This is a genomic window from Ferrovibrio sp. GW821-FHT12B10 (assembly GCF_058807515.1).
This window is the reverse complement of sequence record NZ_JBXAQT010000001.1, coordinates 1,429,621-1,447,435: the sequence shown is the minus strand read 5'-3', so window position 1 is coordinate 1,447,435 and position 17,815 is coordinate 1,429,621. Positions and strand designations below refer to the sequence as shown.

The window sequence follows — 17,815 nt, the reverse complement described above, 5'->3', positions numbered from 1 at the left end:
CCCAGAGCCCTCACGCTGTGTTTAAGCTGCGGCCCTAATCGTCAAAAAACACAGGAAACGTCATGTCTGGCACGCTGTTCGATCTCAAGGGCAAGGTCGCGATCATCACCGGCTCCAGTCGCGGCATCGGCCGGGCCATCGCGCTCCGCATGGCCGAGCATGGCGCGAAAGTGGTGGTGTCGAGCCGCAAGGCCGAAGCCTGCGAGACGGTGGCCAGCGAGATCAAGGCCGCCGGCGGTGAAGCCATCGTCGTACCCTGCAATGTGTCCGACAAGGCGCAGTTGCAGGCGCTGGTTGATGCCACGCAGAAACAGTGGGGCCGCGTCGACATTCTGGTCTGCAACGCCGCGGTGAACCCCTTCTTCGGGCCTTCGAAGGATATCCCCGACGACGCCTTCGACAAGATCATGGCTGTCAACATCAAGTCGAACCACTGGCTGGCCAACATGGTGGCGCCGGGCATGGCCGAGCGCAGCGATGGCGCAATCATCGTGATCTCGTCCGTGGGCGGGCTGTTCGGCTCCAACACGCTGGGCGCCTATGGCATCTCCAAGGCCGCCGACATGCAACTGGTCCGCAACCTGGCCGTCGAATGGGGGCCGCAGAATGTGCGGGCCAACTGCATCGCGCCGGGTCTGATCCGCACCGATTTCGCCCGGGCGCTGTGGGAAAACCCCGATATCGCCAAGAAGGCGACCAAGGGCTATGCGCTACGCCGCATCGGCGAGCCCGACGAGATCGCCGGCGCCGCTGTTTTCCTCAGCTCCGCTGCGGGCCGTTTCATGACCGGCCAGACCATGGTGATCGATGGCGGCGGCATGGTGAATTTCCAGGCCGTCTGAATATAGGGATCGGTAAGGAAAAGCCCTATATAGAAGGCTATGAGCTCGTTCCGGCCCCTCATTCCCGATCCGCGCCAGATCATCGACCGCAAGGCGCTGACGCTGCAGCTTGATGCGCTGGGCGGCGAGGGTGCCCATGGCACCCGGGAGCAGCGCGCCCAGGCGTTGGTGCTGCTGAAGGCGGCGCTCAGCCAGGGTCGCCAAGTGGTGCGCGACCGCTTCCAGGCCGGGGCCTCGGCGCTGGCCACGCGTCAGTCGCTCGCCTTCCTGACCGACCAGGTCATCCGGCTCGCCCATGACTTCACCATCAACCGGGTCTACCGCCTGCCCAATCCCACGGCGGCCGAGAGGCTGTCGGTCGTCGCCGTCGGCGGCTATGGCCGCGGCGAGATGGCGCCGTTTTCGGATGTCGATCTGCTGTTCCTGTTCCCCTACAAGCAGACCCCCTGGGGCGAGCAGGTGGTGGAATACATGCTCTACCTGCTGTGGGACCTCGGCCTCAAGGTCGGCCATGCCACGCGCTCGGTGGATGAATGCATCCGGCTTTCCTTGGGTGACATCACCATCCGCACCGCGATCCTGGAGCAGCGTTGGATCTGGGGCGACCAGGATTTGGCGGTGCAGCTCAAGACCCGCTTTCAGAGCGACGTGGTGGCCAAGACCGGCCCTGAGTTCATCGAGAAGAAGCTGGCCGAGCGCGACGAGCGCCACCGCCGCATGGGTGACTCGCGCTATGTGGTCGAGCCCAATGTGAAGGAAGGCAAAGGCGGGTTGCGTGACCTGCACACGCTGGTCTGGATCAACAAGTATGTCTACGGCATCGACGACGCCAGCGAACTGGTGGTGCGCGGCCTGCTGCTGCCCGAGGAGCAGCGCTCTTACGTCCAGGCGATGGAATTCCTCTGGACCGTGCGCATCCATCTGCATTATTTGGCCAACCGGCCGGAAGAGCGCCTGACCTTCGACATGCAGGTCGAGATCGCCAAGGCGATGGGCTACGCCGACCGGCCTGGCCGCAGCGACGTCGAACGCTTCATGAAGAAGTATTACCTGGTCGCCAAGGAAGTGGGCGACCTGACGCGCATCTTCGCTGCCGCCCTGGAAGAGCGTCACAAGAAGAAAAAGCCGCTGGCCGCCATCCGCGCCAAGATCAAGCGACCCAAGCAGCTCGATGGTTTCGAGGTCGACAACGGCCGCCTCAATGCCGGCAAGGCCGACCTGTTCGAGACGCAGCCGATGAAGATGCTGCAGCTGTTCCATGTGGCGCAGGAGCATGGGCTGGACGTCCATCCCGAAGCGCTGCGTCTGGTGCGTCGTCATCTCAAGCTGATCGACGGCAGGATGCGCAACGATCCGGCCGCCAACCAGCTGTTCATGGACATGCTCTGCTCGACGCATGATCCGGAAACGACCCTGCGCCGGCTCAACGAGGCCGGCGTGCTCGGGCGGTTCGTGCCCGATTTCGGCCGCGTGGTGGCCCAGACCCAGCACGACATGTACCACACCTACACCGTGGACGAGCACACCATCCGCGCCATCGGCCTGCTGTCGAAGATCGAGAGCGGCGCGCTGAAGGAAGATCATCCGCTGTCGGTCAACGTGATCAAGGAAGTGATCTCGCGCCGCGTGCTCTATGTTGCCGTGCTGCTGCACGATATCGCCAAGGGCCGCGGCGGTGACCATTCCATGCTGGGCGAGAAGGTGGCCGAGAAGCTCGGGCCGCGTTTTGGCCTCAATGCCGGCGAAACCGAAACGGTGGCCTGGCTGGTGCGCCAGCATCTCGCCATGTCGGCCACCGCCTTCAAGCGCGATCTGGGCGATGCCAAGACAGTCGTCGATTTCTCGCAGCTGGTGCAGAGCCCGGAACGCCTGCGCCTGCTGCTCTGCCTCACGGTCGCCGATATCCGCGCTGTTGGTCCGACGATCTGGAACGGCTGGAAGGGCCAGCTGCTGCGCGAGCTCTATTATCGCGCCGAGGAATATCTCTCGGGCGGCTTCGCCGGCCGCGGCCGCGATCAACGCATCGCCGAGACCAAGGAGAAGGTGCGCGCGGGCTTGAGCGGCTGGAGCAAGGCCGATGTCGACCGCCTGCTCAAGCGCCATTACGAGAATTACTGGTACTCCAACGAAGCCGACGCGATCCTGCGCCATGCGCAGATGATGCGTGAGGCCGACGCCGCCAGCCGCACGCTAACCACGCTGACCCGGGCCGACAAGTTCCGCGCCGTCACCGAGTTCACGCTCTACGCGCCCGATCATCCTGGTCTGTTCGCGCGCGTCGCCGGTGCGATGGCGGCGGTCGGCGCCAATATCGTGGACGCCAAGGTCTTCACCACCAATGACGGCATGGCGCTCGACAGTTTCTATATTCAGGATATGGACGGTGCTGCCTTCGACAAGGCCGACCGGCTAAAGAAACTGTCCACTGCCATCGAACGCGCGCTCTCGGGCGATCTCAAGCTGCGCTCGGCCATCGCGCTGGAAAAGCCGGGCCAGAACAGCCGCACCCGCGTCTTCAAGGTGGCGCCGCGTGTGCTGGTCGATAACACGGCATCGAATCGCTACACCGTGATCGAGGTCAACGGCCGCGACCGACCGGGCTTCCTCTACGACGTCACCCGCGGACTCTATGATCTCAATCTCACCATCGGCTCGGCGCATATCGCCACCTACGGCGAGCGCGCCGTCGACGTCTTCTATGTGCAGGACCTGACCGGCATGAAGCTGACCGACAAACGCCGGCTGCAGCAGATCGAGAAGCATCTGCTCAAGAAGATCTCGCCGGCCGCCGAAGAGAAGCCGGCAACCAAGGCCGCCGCGGCCGCCAGGGCGGCGTAACCGCCGCGTAATCGCGTGCCATAATCGCGTGACGTAATCGTCATCACCAAATCGGCCGCATGGTTGCCGCTGCGGCATCTAAGAGTGGTGCGGTGTCGGAGGCTTGCCTATACTGACGGCCTTCGCTTCGAGAATCCGTCCCTCATGTCCCTGTTCCGCGCCATTGCCACGATCGGCGGCCTCACCATGGTGAGCCGTATTGCCGGTTTCGTGCGCGACCTGCTGATTGCGCGCTACCTGGGCGCGGGTCCGGTCGCCGACGCTTTCTTCGTCAGCCTGCGCCTGCCCAACTTCTTCCGCTCGCTGTTTGCCGAGGGTGCTTTCACGGCCGGCTTCCTGCCGCTGTTCAGTCGCACCGAGGAGAAGGAAGGCCGGGCGGCGGCGCAGAATTTCGCCGAGCGCGCGCTGGCGCTGCTGCTGCTGGTGACGCTGGCCTTCACGCTGGTGGCGCAGATCGCCATGCCGCTGGTGATCCTGGTACTGGCGCCGGGCTTCGCCGGCGACCCGCTGCGCTTCCCATTGTCGGTGACGCTCACCATCATCACCTTCCCCTATCTGCTGTTCATCAGCCTGGCTTCGCTCTATGGCGCGGTGCTGAACTGCCTGGGCCGCTTCTTCGCCATGGCGGCGACGCCGATCCTGCTCAACCTGGTGATGATCGCGGGCATGCTGTGGCTGACGCCGCACATGCCCAATGCCGGCTATGCGCTGGCCTGGTCGACGCTGGTCGGCGGCATCCTGCAGTTCCTGTGGCTGGCCTGGGACGCGCATCGCGCCGGCATGGCGCTGCGTCTGCGCCGCCCGGTGATCAATGACAAGGTGCGCCGGCTGTTCCGGCTGGTGCTGCCGGCCGCGCTCGGCGCCGGCGCGACGCAGGTCAACCTGATGGTCGGGCTGATCCTCGCCTCGCTGCTGCCCGCCGGCGCGGTGTCGTATCTCTTCTATGCCGATCGCGTGAACCAGCTCACCGTCGGCGTCGTCGGCGCGGCGATCGCCACGGCGCTGCTGCCCACCCTGGCGCGCCATCTGGCGCGCGACGATCACAAGGCGGCGACCTACACGCAGAACCGCGCCATCGAATTCGGTCTGATGCTGGGCCTGCCGTCCTGCACGGCGCTGCTGGCGATTCCCTTCCCGATCATCTCGATCCTGTTCCAGCGCGGCGAATTCGATCTCGTCACCGCGCAGCAGACCGCCTACACGCTGTTCGCCTATGCCTTCGGCCTGCCCGGCTTCGTGCTGTCGCGCACGCTGACGCCCAGCTTCCATGCCCGCCAGGATACCCGCACGCCGGTCAAGCTGGCCCTGGTGTCGATCGCGGTGAATATCGGCCTCAGCATCGCCCTGATGCCGGTACTGGCCCATGTCGGCCTGGCGCTGGCCACCGCGCTGGCGGCCAACACCAACACCGCGCTGCTGCTCTATACCCTGCACCGGCGCGGCCACTGGCGCAGCGATGCGCGCCTGACCACCCGCAGCCTGCGCCTGCTGCTGGCCGCCATCGTGATGGCGCTGCTGCTGGTGGCGCTGGACCAGTGGGTGCTGCCGCCCTGGTATGCCGGCGGTTTCTGGATGCGGGTCTCGGCGCTGGTGGTGCTGGTCGGCAGCGGCGTCGCTGCCTATATCGCCGGCATCCTGCTGTTCGGCGCCAGCCGCCCCAGCGAATGGAAGGCGATCTTCCGCCGCGACTGACGCGGGCCTATTGACCATCCGCCTATTGACCATTCTGGCGCATCCGGCGATAACCGGCCGCCTTCAATCCTTCCCATCACCGGGGCCTTCCACCGCCCCATCTCATCAGGGATATCCATGGCCTTCCAACGGCGCATCTTCTCGGGCATCCAGCCCACCGGCAATCTCCATCTCGGCAATTATCTCGGCGCGGTGCGCAATTGGGTCGCGCTGCAGAACGAATACGAGTGCATCTTCTGCATGGTCGACATGCATGCGATCACTGCTTCGCTCCAGAATGCCGACGAGCTGCGTCGCAGCACGCGCGAACTGGCCGCAGCCATGATCGCCTCCGGGATCGACCCGAAGAAGAACATTCTGTTCAACCAGTCGCAGAATCCCGACCACGCCACGCTGGCCTGGATCTTCAACTGCGTTGCCCGCCTCGGCTGGATGAACCGCATGACGCAGTTCAAGGAAAAGGCCGGCAAGGATCGCGAGAATGCCTCGCTCGGCCTCTATGCGTATCCTGCCCTGATGGCTGCCGACATCCTGGCCTACAAGGCGACCCATGTGCCGGTCGGCGAAGACCAGAAGCAGCATCTGGAGCTGACGCGCGACATCGCGCAGAAGTTCAACCACGATTACGGCCAGGACTTCTTCCCGCTGACCGAGCCGCTGATCTTCGGCACCGCGACGCGCGTGATGAGCTTGCGCGACGGATCGAAGAAGATGTCGAAGTCCGATGCGTCCGACCAGTCGCGCATCAACCTGACCGACACGGCCGAGCAGATCGCCGACAAGATCAAGCGCGCCAAGACCGATCCCGAGTTGCTGCCGGCGACAGTGGAAGGCCTGGAGGGCCGCCCGGAAGCGCAGAACCTGATGGGCATCTATGCCGCGCTGTCGGGTCAGACGCTGGAGCAGGCGGTGGCCGACACCGCCGGCAAGGGTTGGGGCGATTTCAAGAAGATGCTGACCGAGACGGCCGTTGCCGTGCTCGGCCCGATCACCGCCGAGATGCGCCGCCTGATGGCCGATCAGGCCTATGTCGACGGCATCCTGCGCGAGGGCGGTGAAAAGGCGCGCGCGCTCTCGGCGCCGATCATCCGCGAGGTTTACGATACGGTTGGATTCTTGCGCCCGTAAGGGCGCGGGTGGATTCCTACGCCCGTAATCAGCACTGGCATCTTGAATGCATCGCAAGGCGCGCCCACATTAAGGACCCGCCTTTTTTCCGAACGGCAGTGATCCCATGCTCGACGACGCGAATACCGGCGCTTCCATCAAGGCCTGGCTGCGTGCCCGCTGGCTGCCCGTCGCCGTCATCGCGGTGATCCTGATCTTCGGCCTGTATTATCCGGTCGGCATGCTGCTGACGCACAAGATCGACGACCGTCTGGATTACCAGGTGGCTGCTTCCGATCTGCCGCCGGGTGGCAGTCGCACCGTGGCGATGGCGGCTTCGCTGATCGACCGCGAGGTCAACCGCAACGGCTGGGTCGCCAACGATCCTTTCTTCATGCCGGGTTCGATGCTGGACAACATGCCGAACTACCAGCTCGGCATGATCCATGCGATGGGGCGCTTCGCCTTCCAGCTGGTCGACCAGATCGGCCGCACGCGCGGCTCCAGCCAGACCGACCGCGACCTGCAGGAAGCCGCCGGGCTGCTGCAGTATTCCGGCACCAAGTGGATTTTCGATTTCTCGACCTCGCTGCTGCCGACGGCGAAATCGGAAGAGCAGTACCGCAAGGCCCGCAGCTCGCTGCTGGCCTACAACCAGCGGCTTTCGGCTGGTCAGGCGGTGTTCGAGCGCCGCGCCGACAATCTGCAGGCCACGCTGGATCGCATCGCGCTGGATATCGGGTCCAGCGCGGCGGCGCTGGATCGCCGCATCCAGGACGGTAGCAACGCCTTCCTCGACTGGGAAGGCGACGATGTCTTCTACAGTGTGAAGGGGCAGCTTTACGCCTATTACATGATCCTGCGCGAGCTGAAGCAGGATTATCCCAATCTGGTGCGCGACCGTGAAATGGGCGCGACCTGGGATCAGATGCTGGAATCCTTTGCGGCCGGCGCCAGCCTGAAGCCGCTGGTTGTCTCGAATGCCAAGCCCGACGCGGTGATCCTGCCCAATCACCTTGCCTCAATGGGCTTCTATGTCGAGCGTGCCCGCACCCAGATCTACGAGATCATCAATATCCTGCAGAAATAGGCGCGGGCGGCGTTGCCGTCAGGTATCGCTGCCGCGCTGCTGCGCGATCGCCATGGCGAACTTGCCGTTGCCGACCGACCAGTCGGAATAGTCATTTTCATGCGTGAAGATGAAAACGTCGCGTGGGCTGACCTTGGCGTCCTTTTCCAGGTTGGCGGCGATGGCTGCGTAAAGGTCGCGCTTCATCGCATCGCTGCGGCCGCGCCGCATGGTCAGTTCCACCACCACCAGATCGTCTGAGCGTTTGATGCCATTGAAGCTGCGGCTGTAGGAAAAGTCCTCGGGCGCATATTCGGCGACCGCGTTGAACAGCTCATCCTCCGGCATGCCGATTGCGCTGATCAGCGCGGCATGGATGCCCATGACAATGGCGTGCTTGCGGGCGGGCGTGGTGCCTTGGCGGACCAGGGTGCGGACGAATGGCATGACGAACAGGCTCCTGAAAGAGGGTTGTGTGATCTATGATCACGATGCTGCTGTCATAACGGCTGGTTTATTAATTGAAAAACGATCAATTTTCTGGCTTTCTGTGAGAATTACTCACAGGACAGGGTCATGCGCCGCCGTTTGCCCTCACTCAATGCGCTCCGCAGCTTCGAGGCCGCCGCCCGCCATGGCAGCATGACGCGCGCTGCCGATGCGCTGGGCGTCACCCATGGCGCGGTCAGTCGGCAGGTGCGCGGGCTGGAGGCGACGCTCGACCTGTCGCTGCTGGAGAACCGGCGCGGGCGTCTGCAATTGACCGAGGCCGGCACGCGCCTGCTCGGCGTGCTGGAGGATGCCTTCAGCCGCATCGCGCGCGGCATCGACGAGATCGCAGCGCAGGCCTCCACCGATATCGCGGTGTCCAGCTTCGGTACCTTTGCAATGCGCTGGCTGATCCCGCGCCTGCATCGCTTCCAGAGCGCGCGGCCCGAGCTGATCGTGCGGCTGACGACATCCGACAGCGACGTCGATGCGGCGCGGGGCGCTTTCGATCTGGCCATCCGCGTTGGCGAACCATCGGCCTTTGACGACGATGTCGAGGTCGTGCCGCTGTTCGCCGAATATGCCGGGCCGGTGCTGTCGCCGTCATTGGCGCTGCGCCAGGGCATCGCGACGCCGGCAGCCCTGGCGCGCGCGCCGCTGCTGCATACCACCACGCGCCGCGCGGCCTGGCCGGAATGGTTTGCCGCGCAGGGTGTCGCGATGCCATCCGAGGCAGGCGATGCCCAGAATTTCGAGCATGTCTATTTCATGCTGGAAGCGGCGACCGCCGGCCTCGGCGTCGCCATCGGATTCTGGCATCTGGTCGCTGACGACATGACCAGCGGACGCCTGGTCGCGCCGTTTGGCTTCACGCCCACCGGTCGTCAGTATCTGGCGCTTCTGCCGCGGCCCGCATCCTCAGCGGCACGGATATTTGCGCAATGGCTGCAGGAAGAAGCGGCGGTTTTCATGCGGGACCAGCCGCCGGCCGCTTGATCGCCCACCGATGACGGCTTGCATAATTGCCACCCGCAGTGGCACGCTGCCGCCATGAGCGACAGCAAACAGCCGACCGCCGCCGAACTGCGACGCCGCAGCAAATTCCTTGTCGTTGTCGACGACACCGCCGAAGTGCGTGTCGCCGTGCGCTATGCCACGCGGCGCGCGCGCAATGTCCGCTGCGGCGTGGTGATGCTGCGTGTGGTGTCGCCGGTCGATTTCCAGCAATGGGCCGGCGTGGCCGAGATGATGCGCTCCGAGGCGCATGAAGCAGCCGAGGATTTGCTGCAGAAATTGGCCGAGCAGGTGAATCAGGAATCTGGCCTGCTGCCCGAACTGGTGATCCGCGAAGGCGTGGCCAAGGACGAGATCCTGAAGCTGGTCGAGGACGATCCCGATATCCGCATGCTGGTGTTGGCTGCCGCGCCGGGCGGCGAGGGACCGGGTCCGCTGGTCAGCGAACTGGCCGGACAGAAGGCGGGCGAGCTCAGCTTCCTGGTCACCCTCATCCCCGGCAGCCTCACCGATGAGCAGATCGACCGTCTCACTTGAACGGCGCCATGGCGCACCCTAGATCCGCTGCGTCTCGCATATCTCTTGAGGGGGAAATCATGCTCAATCATCTGTCGTTCGGCGTCAGCGACCTGCAGCGCGCCACCGGTTTCTACGATGCGGTGCTGGGCGCGCTGGGCTATCGCCGCACCCGCAGCACCGCCGAAGACGTCGCTTATGGTCCGGGTGAGGACCAGACCTTCTGGCTCTATCCGACCGATGGCGCGGTGGCCGGCGCGCGCATGCATCTGGCTTTCGATGCGCCCGATGAAGCGGCCGTGCGGGCCTTCCATGCCGAGGCGCTCAAGCGCGGGGCGCGCAGTGTGCGTGAACCAGGTTTGCGGCCCGATATCAACGATACGTATTTCGGCGCGATCATCGACGACCCGGACGGCCATCGCATCGAGGTCGTGGTCGCCCCCTCCACGATGCACTAGGCGATGATGCCCTAGTCGTCGTAGCCGGCCAGTCTTTCCTTCGGCAGGCCATACAACTCCTGCGGCTCGCGCACGCCGCGCAGCGCATGGAAGCCCAGGGATTGCAGGCGCTGATCGGGCAGGCTGTCTGGCGCGTTGATCTCGGCGGCAAAGGCCGCCGAGGCCAGCAAGGGCCGGCCCAGTGCCTTGGTTTGCGCCTCCAGGCGCGCCACTTCATTCACTGCGCGGCCGATCACGGTGAAGTCGAGGCGGTCGCGCGCGCCGATATTGCCGAACACCACCTTGCCCAGATGCAGGCCGATGCCGACGCGCAGCGGCGGGGCGCCGGCAATCGCACGGCCCTGGTTCAGTTCATGCAGGCCGGCGAAGGCGCTTTCGGCTGCCGTGAGTGCGCGCCGGCAGGCGGCCTCCAGCGTGTTGCCGTCTTCCACGCGGAAGATCGCCAGCATGCCGTCGCCGATGAATTTCAGCACCTCGCCTTCATGATTCTGGATTGGCACCGCCATGGCGTCGAAATAGCGGTCCAGCGTCGCCACCACCTCGGTCGCCGTGTTGCGGTCGGAATATGCCGTGAAGCCGCGCAGGTCGGACAGGAAGATCGCCGCCTCCACCTCGTAGCCTTGACCGCGCAGGATATTGCCGTTCAGCACGCGCTTGGCCGGGCCATGGCCCAGATAAGTGGTCAGCAGGTCCCGGGTCATGCGCCGCGAGGCCTCGAGTTCCAGCCGCAGGGCCACGATGGGCATCAGCTCCATCAGGTAGCTCAGGTGCTCGGGCCGGAAGCCGCCCTGAGCGTCGGTGGCGAAGCTCATGAAGGAGACATTGGCGCCTTCCTCGCGCCCGATCATCCCCGGCCCCTGGGTGAAGCGCATGGGCAGGATCAGGTAGTCGGTGACCCCCATCTCTTTCAGTTCGGCCAGGATGCCGAAATCCATCGGGGTCTCGGGCAGCTCGAGCTGCCGGCGGATCGCCGCCACCCCCTGGTGGATCACGGCGATGGGGCTGTTGAGGTATTCGGCCGTCTTCAGCACCCCGTGCGGGCGCTCGGTCATCGTGACTCCCACATTCCGTTGCCAGGTGAAGCCGCGTGTATAGGTCTGGGGGTGCATCGAGGGCAGTCCGGTCATCAGCCGGAACAGCGGAATGCCCTCGTCGACCAGATGGCGGCAAAAACCCTCGATCAGATCGACCAGCGGCATGGCTTTTCCGTCGTGATCGACCAGCCAGCGGGCCGCCGGGGTCATCGAAATACGCGAATCGGGCCAGGTCGGGAGGCGCAAAACGCTCTTCGCCGAGTCGGTCATTGCTCCACAGCCCTGGGGACAACTCGCAGTTTTATCCACATCGCTTTAAATTCTTCCAAAACTGGCGTCCGGAACGCAACTTTATTGCTGTGCCTCGGTTTTGCCACGGTCTTCGTCCTTGATATTTGAGGACCCCCCACCCAATTTCCAGTCCAGCTTTCAACCACCCAGCTTCTGGCTCACCCACTATCTAATGTTCATTCAGACCGAGACCACGCCAAATCCGGCGACCCTGAAGTTCCTCCCCGGCCGCGACGTGCTGGGCGGAGACTTTGGCTCGGTGGATTTCACGGATGCCGAGGCCGCCAAGGCCTCCCCGCTGGCCACCCGCCTGTTCGCGGTCGCCGGGGTCGAGGGCGTCTTCCTGGGGGCCGACTTCATTACCGTCACCAAATCCGATCCCCGCGACTGGACCGAGCTGAAGCCGGCCCTGCTGGGCGGGATCATGGAGCATTTCATGGCCGGGCTGCCGGTCATGAACGATGCCGCCGGCACCGGCAGCGTCGAGGAGACTTTCGACCCGGCGGATGCCTCGCTGGTCGTCCAGATCAAGGAATTGATCGACACGCGGGTGCGTCCCGCGGTCGCTCAGGATGGTGGAGACATCATCTTCCGCGGGTTCGAGCGGGGGGTGGTTTTCCTGCAGATGCAGGGCTCCTGTTCGGGTTGCCCCAGTTCGACGGCAACCCTGCGCTACGGCATCGAGAACATGCTGAAGCATTACGTGCCTGAAGTATCCGAAGTTCGGGCTGTCTGAGTTCGTCACCCGGTTTCTGGGGTCTTCAGGAACCGAATAGTTTTCACTGCGTTTCCTGGTGGGGGATCGCACATAGGGCAGCGCCCGGCGCAGTCCCGACGATGTTTTGTCGGCTGTGTCGCGGGATTGGCGCTGATAACTGTGGAGGTTTGACCCATGACGGCACATCGCGATCGGCGGTTGCTTGCCATTGGATCAGACGTACGTCTGATTGTTGCCGGTTTCGGCCTGTTACTGGCCGTCGGTTTGATTTCGGGAGTGGGGGTGGGCCTTATGTCCAGCCGTCAGCTCTCGCGCGTTCCCGATATTCAGGTCCAGCAGGCCTCGCTCGGCGATGGCGTGCATGATGCCTGGGATCGCCTGCGTCAGGTGACCCAGCTCGATTGGCGTGCGCTGATCGAGCCGCGCAGCGTCGCGACCGCCGATGCCGCCAAATCCGCGCCGCGCAACGGCGACGAGCAGCCGGCCGTCAGCGCCGCCGATGCCTCGCGTCGCATCGCCGAAGTGCGCCAGTTCTCGCCGTACCGCACGGCCCTGCGCGCCGATTCCGACCGCACCGTCGATGCGATGCTGCGTCGCTTTGAACAGGAAGGCTTTGACCTCGCCGAGCTGCGCAATGCCGCCGGCCAGGTGGAGGTGCCGCGCATCTTCCTGGCCTCGCTGCCGGTCGATATCGCCGACGTCAACCTGACCGAAAAGCGCAAGCGTGCCTTCCTGAAGGTGATGCTGCCGCATATCCTGCGTGAGAACGAGCGCATCAGCGCGGACCGCGAGCGTCTGCGCGACCTGCGCAAGCGCACCGAATTCGGCCAGAGCCTGTCCGTGCGCGACCAGCAGTGGATCGAGCGGATGGCTGACCAGTATGGCGTCGATGACGGCGACCTGGGCGAACTGCTGATGCGTGTCGACGTCATCCCGCCGGGTCTGGCGCTGGCGCAGGCGGTGGAAGAGTCGGGCTGGGGCACCTCGCGTTTTGCCTTGATGGGCAACGCCGTCTTCGGCATGTGGACCTGGAATCCGGGTTCGGGCCTGGTGCCGGAAAACCGTCCCGATGGCGAGACCTATGAAGTGCAGCGCTTCAAGAGCCTGGAGCATTCGGTCGCCGCCTACATGCGCAACCTGAATTCCAAGGCCAGCTATCGCGACTTCCGCGACAAGCGCGCCACCATGCGCGAGAAGAATACCCTGGACAGCTATCAGCTCGCCGGCACGCTGCATCGCTATTCGGTGCGTGGCGCGGATTACATCCGCACCATCCGGTCGATCATGAAGTCGAACAGCCTGGATACCTTTGACGCCGCCAAGCTGGCCGACGAGCCGGCCCCGCTGTTCTCGACCCTGGATTTCTTCAGCAAGTCGTAAATTGAGCGATGCGCTAACCATAAAAAGCCGGCCGATGCTGATTCGGCCGGCTTTTTCATGCCTGCTGCGGAGCAGGGGTTACCGGCCCCGGTCTTGCAGGCGTCTGAACCCGACCAATATACTGTAGGGACCGGATTCGCCGGCGCCCCGGCCCCCGGAACATCTCCAGGGGCAAGGCGGCGCCTGAGGCGGATACAGGCCGGTCGGCTTACGAGGACCACCCATGATCACCCGTCTTTCTACCCGTCTCCTGCTGGTGCCCGCCCTGCTGGGCAGCCTGGCGCTTGCCGGCTGCCAGAACAGCGGCAGCGGTCAGGGTCCGCAGATGAACAAGGAAAACGTCGGCACCGTGCTCGGCGGCATCGGCGGCGCCGTGCTGGGCGCCCAGTTCGGCAGCGGCACCGGCCGTCTGGTTGGCGTCGCCGCCGGCGCGCTGGCCGGCGCCTATCTGGGCAACCAGATCGGCAGCTCGCTCGACAAGGCTGACAAGGCCCATATGGAACAGGCCAGCCAGAAGGCCACGACGGCTCCGATCGGCCAGCCGATCTCCTGGCGAAACCCCGACAGCGGCAATGCCGGTACCGTGACGCCGACCCGCGAAGGCACCGCGTCGAATGGCGATTACTGCCGCGAGTTCCAGCAGTCGGTGACGGTCGGCGGCAAGACCGAGCAGGCCTTCGGCACCGCCTGCCGTCAGCCCGATGGCAGCTGGAAGGTCGTCAACGGCTAAAGGCATGCACAGCAGCGTAACGACGTCGCGCAGGCGGGGTCCGGCCGGCGGCCTTGTGGCCGCCGTCTTGCTGTCGGCTGCGCTGCTGGTGTCGGCTCCCGCGCGCGCCGATTTCGCCGACGGCGTGCGCGCCTACGAGGCCGGCAATTACGCCGATGCCTATGCCTACTGGCTGCCGATCGCCGAGAAGAACGATGTCGCCGCGATGCGCAACATCGGCCATCTCTATCGCTGGGGCCAGGGTGTCGAGAAGGACATCGGCAAGGCGATGGACTGGTATCGCCGCGCCGCCGAACTCGGCTTCTCGCGCGCCCAAGCCAATCTCGCCGCCATCTATCTGCAGGGCGAGGAGGGCGTGCCGGTCAATTACGAGGAAGCGCATAAGTGGTTCGCCGCCTCGGCCATCCAGGGGCTTGCGGTCGCGCAGTATAATCTCGGCCTGATGTTTGAACTCGGGCTCGGTGTCGAGAAGAGCGAACCGCGCGCGCTCGGCTGGTACAATCTCGCTGCCAAGGCCGGCCAGCCCGAAGCGCTGGAGCGCCTGTCGCAACTGGTGAAGAAATCCGAGACGCCGCTGGTCTCGGGCGTCAATCTCGCCACGCCCCAGACACTGCCGCTGGCTGCGACGGCCGATAGCAAGACTGAGACCCGCACAGAGGCCCGCCCCGAGACTCGCCCTGAGACGAAGCCGGAGCCGATGCCGGCCGCATCTGCGCCAATAGCGACTCCCACATCGACGTCCGTGCCGGCACCCGTGGAGGCGCCGAAAGCCGACGCGCCGGCTGCCGATGCTGCGCCTGCAGCCGACAAGCCGGCCGAGCCCGAACGGCCCGGTCTGCTGTCGCGCTTTTATTCGGCGATTTCCTCGGGTGGCGGTGCCTCGATTCCTGATATCTTCGGCGCCAATGACGACAAGCCCGAAAAGCCCGGCACCGACGCGCCCCAGCCCGAGCCGGCTGGCAAGAACTGGCCATGAGGATGCGGCATGCGTGATCCCTATACGGTGATCGGCGTCGCCCGCGGCGCTGCCCAGGACGATATCCGCAAGGCCTATCGCAAGCTGGCCAAGGAATTCCATCCCGATCGCAACCAGGGCAACGAAAAGGCGTCCGACCGGTTCAAGGAAATCTCGGCCGCCTATGACATCATTGGCGACCCCGACAAGCGCGGCAAATTCGACCGCGGCGAGATCGATGCCGCCGGCCAGCCGCAGCGCCGCGGCTTCAATCCCGGTGCCGGCGCGCGCGGGCCGTTCGGCGGCACGTCGCGCGGCCCCTACACCAGCACCGGCGGGGCCAGCGATTTCTCCGGCTTTGATGCCGGCGGCGCGGAAGACATCTTCGACGAGATCTTCAGCCAGATGCGGCGCGGCAAGCCCGGCGGCGGCTTCGGTGCGGCCGGAGCGGGCGCGCGCAGCAACCGGCCGCTGCGTGGCGGCGACCGCCACTTCAATCTGAAGATCGGCTTCATGGACGCGGCGCGTGGCACCAAGCGCCGGCTGACCATGCCCGACGGCAAGCAGCTCGATGTCACCATTCCGGCCGGCCTGATCGATGGCCAGCAGATCCGTCTGCGTCATCAGGGCGACGGTGGCCGCCATGGCGGCGAGGCTGGCGATGCGCTGATCGAGGTGACGGTCGAGCCGCATCCCTTCTTCACCCGCCAGGGCGACGACATCCATGTCGAGCTGCCGGTCACCATCGACGAGGCCATCCTGGGCGCCAAGATTCCGGTGCCCACCATCGACGGCATGGTCGCTGTCGCCGTGCCCAAGAGCGCCAGCTCGGGCACCACGCTGCGACTCAAGGGTCGCGGTTTCCCGGGCAAGACCGACCAGCGCGGCGACCAGTATGTGAAGCTGAAGGTGGTGCTGCCCGAAAAGCCCAATTCGGCGCTCGAAAAGCTGATCGAGGGCTGGGTCAAGGGCAACAAATACGACGTGCGCGCCAAATACACGGTCGACTGAGTCCGGTCAGGGCACATCCGGGCCTTAACGAAGCCTTCACCATCTCCTGAGAGCCTAGGCTACGGACTTCTCTTCACACGCCAATTCTGTTGCGAGGGAGTCCGACGGATTCTATCGTCCGCCGCATCGTCACCGATTCGCGGCGACCACCTGATTCGTTCGGTGCAGAAGCTCGATGTACACACGGCGTCTTGTCATTTCCTCGCTTCTCGGCCTGCTCGGCAGTACTGCCCTGCCGGGCCTGGGGCTGGCTGCCGCCAATAACGCCGACCGCAGCCCGCCGCTGCCCGGCCGCAAGCCGGCGGCCAAGGAGCTGCCGAAAACGCCGCCGCGCCCGCCCGCCATCGTCGTGCTCGATCCCGGCCATGGCGGCCGCGATCCCGGCGCCATCGGCGTCACCGGCACGGAAGAGAAGGACGTCACGCTGTCGATCTGCCTCGCCATCAAGCAGGCGCTGGCATCCAATCCGAATATCAAGGTCTTCGTGACGCGCGAGCGTGACAGCTATATCGCCCTGCCCAGCCGCGTCGCCTTCGCCCATGACAAGGGCGCCGACCTGTTCATCTCGATCCATGCCGATGCCGCGCCCAACCGTTCGGCCCGCGGCCTCTCGGCCTATACCCGCGCCGAAAAAGCGACCGACGATTTCTCCCGCCGCCTGGCCGACCGCGAGAACCAGGTCGATGCGATCTACGGCTTCGACGCTCATGGCACCGACAAGCAGACGGCCGCCATCCTGATCGATCTGGCGCGTCGCCATGGCCATAATGCTTCGTTGAACGCCAAGCGCCGCATCGTCACCGGCGTCGGCCGCCGGGTCGAGCTGCTGGAGAACCCCATGCGCGCCGCCAACTTTGCGGTGCTGCGTTCGCCGGCGCTGCCCAGCGTGCTGATCGAGACCGGCTTCCTGACCAATCCACAGGACGAGAAGATCCTGCGCAATCCGAAAAGCCGCGCCGAGCTCGCGCGCTACCTCGCCGACCAGATCAGCCCTGTCGCGCTCGACCTGCGCGAGGCGTGATCGCCACCTTCATTGTCGCCTGACAATTCCGCGGATACACCCCGCTGTGCCAGCTGCTAAGGTTGCGGCTGCTGCCCACCTTCGCATTCCCGGGATGCTCCATGCACAGCAACGCCGCCCTCGTCATCATCGATATGCAGCGCGGCATGCTGCCCGAGAATACCGGGCCGAGAAACAATCCTCGCGCAGAAGACAACATGGCGCGGCTGCTGCATGTCTGGCGCGAGCAGGGGCGGCCGGTCGTGCATGTGCGGCACATGTCGCGCCGGCCCGAGGGATCATTCTGGCCCGGTTCGCCGAACTGCGAGTTCCAGCCCCGCTTCGAGCCTTTGGCGTCCGAACACAGGATGGAGAAGAACGTCAACGATGCCTTCGCCCATAGCGGCCTGGAGCGGTGGCTGCGCCTGCGCGACATCAATGATCTGGTCATCATCGGCGTCAGTACCAATAATTCGGTGGAGGCCACCGTGCGCGCAGCATTTTGCCTGGGCTTTAACGTCATCCTTCCTGGCGACGCCTGCTACACCTACGATAAAGCGGATTATCTGGGTGTCATGCGGCCGGCCGAGGAGTGGCATCTGATGGCTCTGTCCAACCTGCATGGCGAATATGCCACGGTGAAGCGGACTGATGAAATTTTGACGTAAGAA

The 17,815-nt window shown here is 64.9% G+C and carries 17 protein-coding genes; 15 read left to right on the top strand and 2 right to left on the bottom strand.

Annotation, left to right across the window (positions count from 1 at the left end):
• Positions 1–62 precede the first annotated feature (62 nt).
• The 5 genes from AC1RRT_RS07345 to AC1RRT_RS07325 all read left to right on the top strand — a co-directional run bounded on the left by AC1RRT_RS07345 (position 63) and on the right by AC1RRT_RS07325 (position 7,569).
• Positions 63–842, top strand: a complete 780-nt coding sequence (locus AC1RRT_RS07345) for an SDR family NAD(P)-dependent oxidoreductase (protein ID WP_493013123.1) — start codon at positions 63–65, stop codon at positions 840–842.
• Between the two features lie 39 nt (positions 843–881).
• Positions 882–3,680 carry a [protein-PII] uridylyltransferase gene (locus AC1RRT_RS07340; protein WP_493013122.1) on the top strand — a complete coding sequence of 933 codons (2,799 nt, stop codon included), beginning with the start codon at positions 882–884 and terminating at the stop codon, positions 3,678–3,680.
• 144 nt (positions 3,681–3,824) lie between these two features.
• Positions 3,825–5,372, top strand: coding sequence for a murein biosynthesis integral membrane protein MurJ (gene murJ / locus AC1RRT_RS07335; RefSeq protein ID WP_493013121.1), 1,548 nt, complete (start codon positions 3,825–3,827; stop codon positions 5,370–5,372).
• A 117-nt stretch (positions 5,373–5,489) separates the two neighbouring features.
• Positions 5,490–6,500, top strand: a complete 1,011-nt coding sequence (gene trpS, locus AC1RRT_RS07330; RefSeq protein ID WP_493013120.1) for a tryptophan--tRNA ligase — start codon at positions 5,490–5,492, stop codon at positions 6,498–6,500.
• 106 nt (positions 6,501–6,606) lie between these two features.
• Positions 6,607–7,569: a DUF2333 family protein gene (locus AC1RRT_RS07325; RefSeq protein WP_493013119.1), complete on the top strand. Its 963-nt coding sequence runs from the start codon at positions 6,607–6,609 to the stop codon at positions 7,567–7,569.
• 18 nt (positions 7,570–7,587) lie between these two features.
• Here AC1RRT_RS07325 and AC1RRT_RS07320 read toward each other — a convergent pair whose 3' ends face one another.
• Positions 7,588–7,995 (bottom strand): tautomerase family protein, encoded by a 408-nt coding sequence (locus AC1RRT_RS07320; protein ID WP_493013118.1) that lies wholly within the window; start codon positions 7,993–7,995, stop codon positions 7,588–7,590.
• Between the two features lie 129 nt (positions 7,996–8,124).
• Between AC1RRT_RS07320 and AC1RRT_RS07315 the strand changes: the two genes are divergently transcribed.
• The 3 genes from AC1RRT_RS07315 to AC1RRT_RS07305 are packed head-to-tail and all read left to right on the top strand — an operon-like array spanning position 8,125 to position 10,025.
• Entirely contained in the window at positions 8,125–9,033 is a 909-nt protein-coding gene (locus AC1RRT_RS07315) for a LysR substrate-binding domain-containing protein (protein ID WP_493013117.1), read from the top strand.
• Positions 9,034–9,087: 54 nt separating this feature from the next.
• Positions 9,088–9,588 (top strand): universal stress protein, encoded by a 501-nt coding sequence (locus AC1RRT_RS07310; protein ID WP_493013116.1) that lies wholly within the window; start codon positions 9,088–9,090, stop codon positions 9,586–9,588.
• Between the two features lie 59 nt (positions 9,589–9,647).
• Positions 9,648–10,025, top strand: a complete 378-nt coding sequence (locus tag AC1RRT_RS07305; protein ID WP_493013115.1) for a VOC family protein — start codon at positions 9,648–9,650, stop codon at positions 10,023–10,025.
• Positions 10,026–10,036: 11 nt separating this feature from the next.
• Here AC1RRT_RS07305 and AC1RRT_RS07300 read toward each other — a convergent pair whose 3' ends face one another.
• Positions 10,037–11,269 carry an adenylate/guanylate cyclase domain-containing protein gene (locus AC1RRT_RS07300; protein WP_493013114.1) on the bottom strand — a complete coding sequence of 411 codons (1,233 nt, stop codon included), beginning with the start codon at positions 11,267–11,269 and terminating at the stop codon, positions 10,037–10,039.
• A gap of 253 nt (positions 11,270–11,522) precedes the next feature.
• Here AC1RRT_RS07300 and AC1RRT_RS07295 point away from each other — a divergent pair, with 253 nt between their 5' ends.
• From AC1RRT_RS07295 to AC1RRT_RS07265, 7 genes are all read left to right on the top strand, one after another.
• Complete coding sequence (locus AC1RRT_RS07295; protein ID WP_493013113.1) at positions 11,523–12,086, top strand: NifU family protein; 564 nt, start codon at positions 11,523–11,525, stop codon at positions 12,084–12,086.
• A gap of 273 nt (positions 12,087–12,359) precedes the next feature.
• On the top strand, positions 12,360–13,448 hold the full coding sequence (locus tag AC1RRT_RS07290) for a glucosaminidase domain-containing protein (protein WP_493013112.1): 1,089 nt from the start codon (positions 12,360–12,362) through the stop codon (positions 13,446–13,448).
• 223 nt (positions 13,449–13,671) lie between these two features.
• The gene (locus AC1RRT_RS07285; RefSeq protein ID WP_493013111.1) at positions 13,672–14,178 is read left to right on the top strand and encodes an RT0821/Lpp0805 family surface protein; all 507 of its coding nucleotides are present in this window, start codon (positions 13,672–13,674) and stop codon (positions 14,176–14,178) included.
• A gap of 55 nt (positions 14,179–14,233) precedes the next feature.
• A complete protein-coding gene (locus AC1RRT_RS07280; RefSeq protein ID WP_493013110.1) occupies positions 14,234–15,154 on the top strand; it encodes a tetratricopeptide repeat protein in 921 nt (306 codons plus the stop codon).
• Positions 15,155–15,163: 9 nt separating this feature from the next.
• Entirely contained in the window at positions 15,164–16,144 is a 981-nt protein-coding gene (locus AC1RRT_RS07275) for a DnaJ C-terminal domain-containing protein (protein ID WP_493013109.1), read from the top strand.
• A 175-nt stretch (positions 16,145–16,319) separates the two neighbouring features.
• Complete coding sequence (locus tag AC1RRT_RS07270; RefSeq protein WP_493013108.1) at positions 16,320–17,165, top strand: N-acetylmuramoyl-L-alanine amidase family protein; 846 nt, start codon at positions 16,320–16,322, stop codon at positions 17,163–17,165.
• 62 nt (positions 17,166–17,227) lie between these two features.
• On the top strand, positions 17,228–17,812 hold the full coding sequence (locus AC1RRT_RS07265) for a cysteine hydrolase family protein (RefSeq protein WP_493013107.1): 585 nt from the start codon (positions 17,228–17,230) through the stop codon (positions 17,810–17,812).
• Positions 17,813–17,815: the final 3 nt, after the last annotated feature.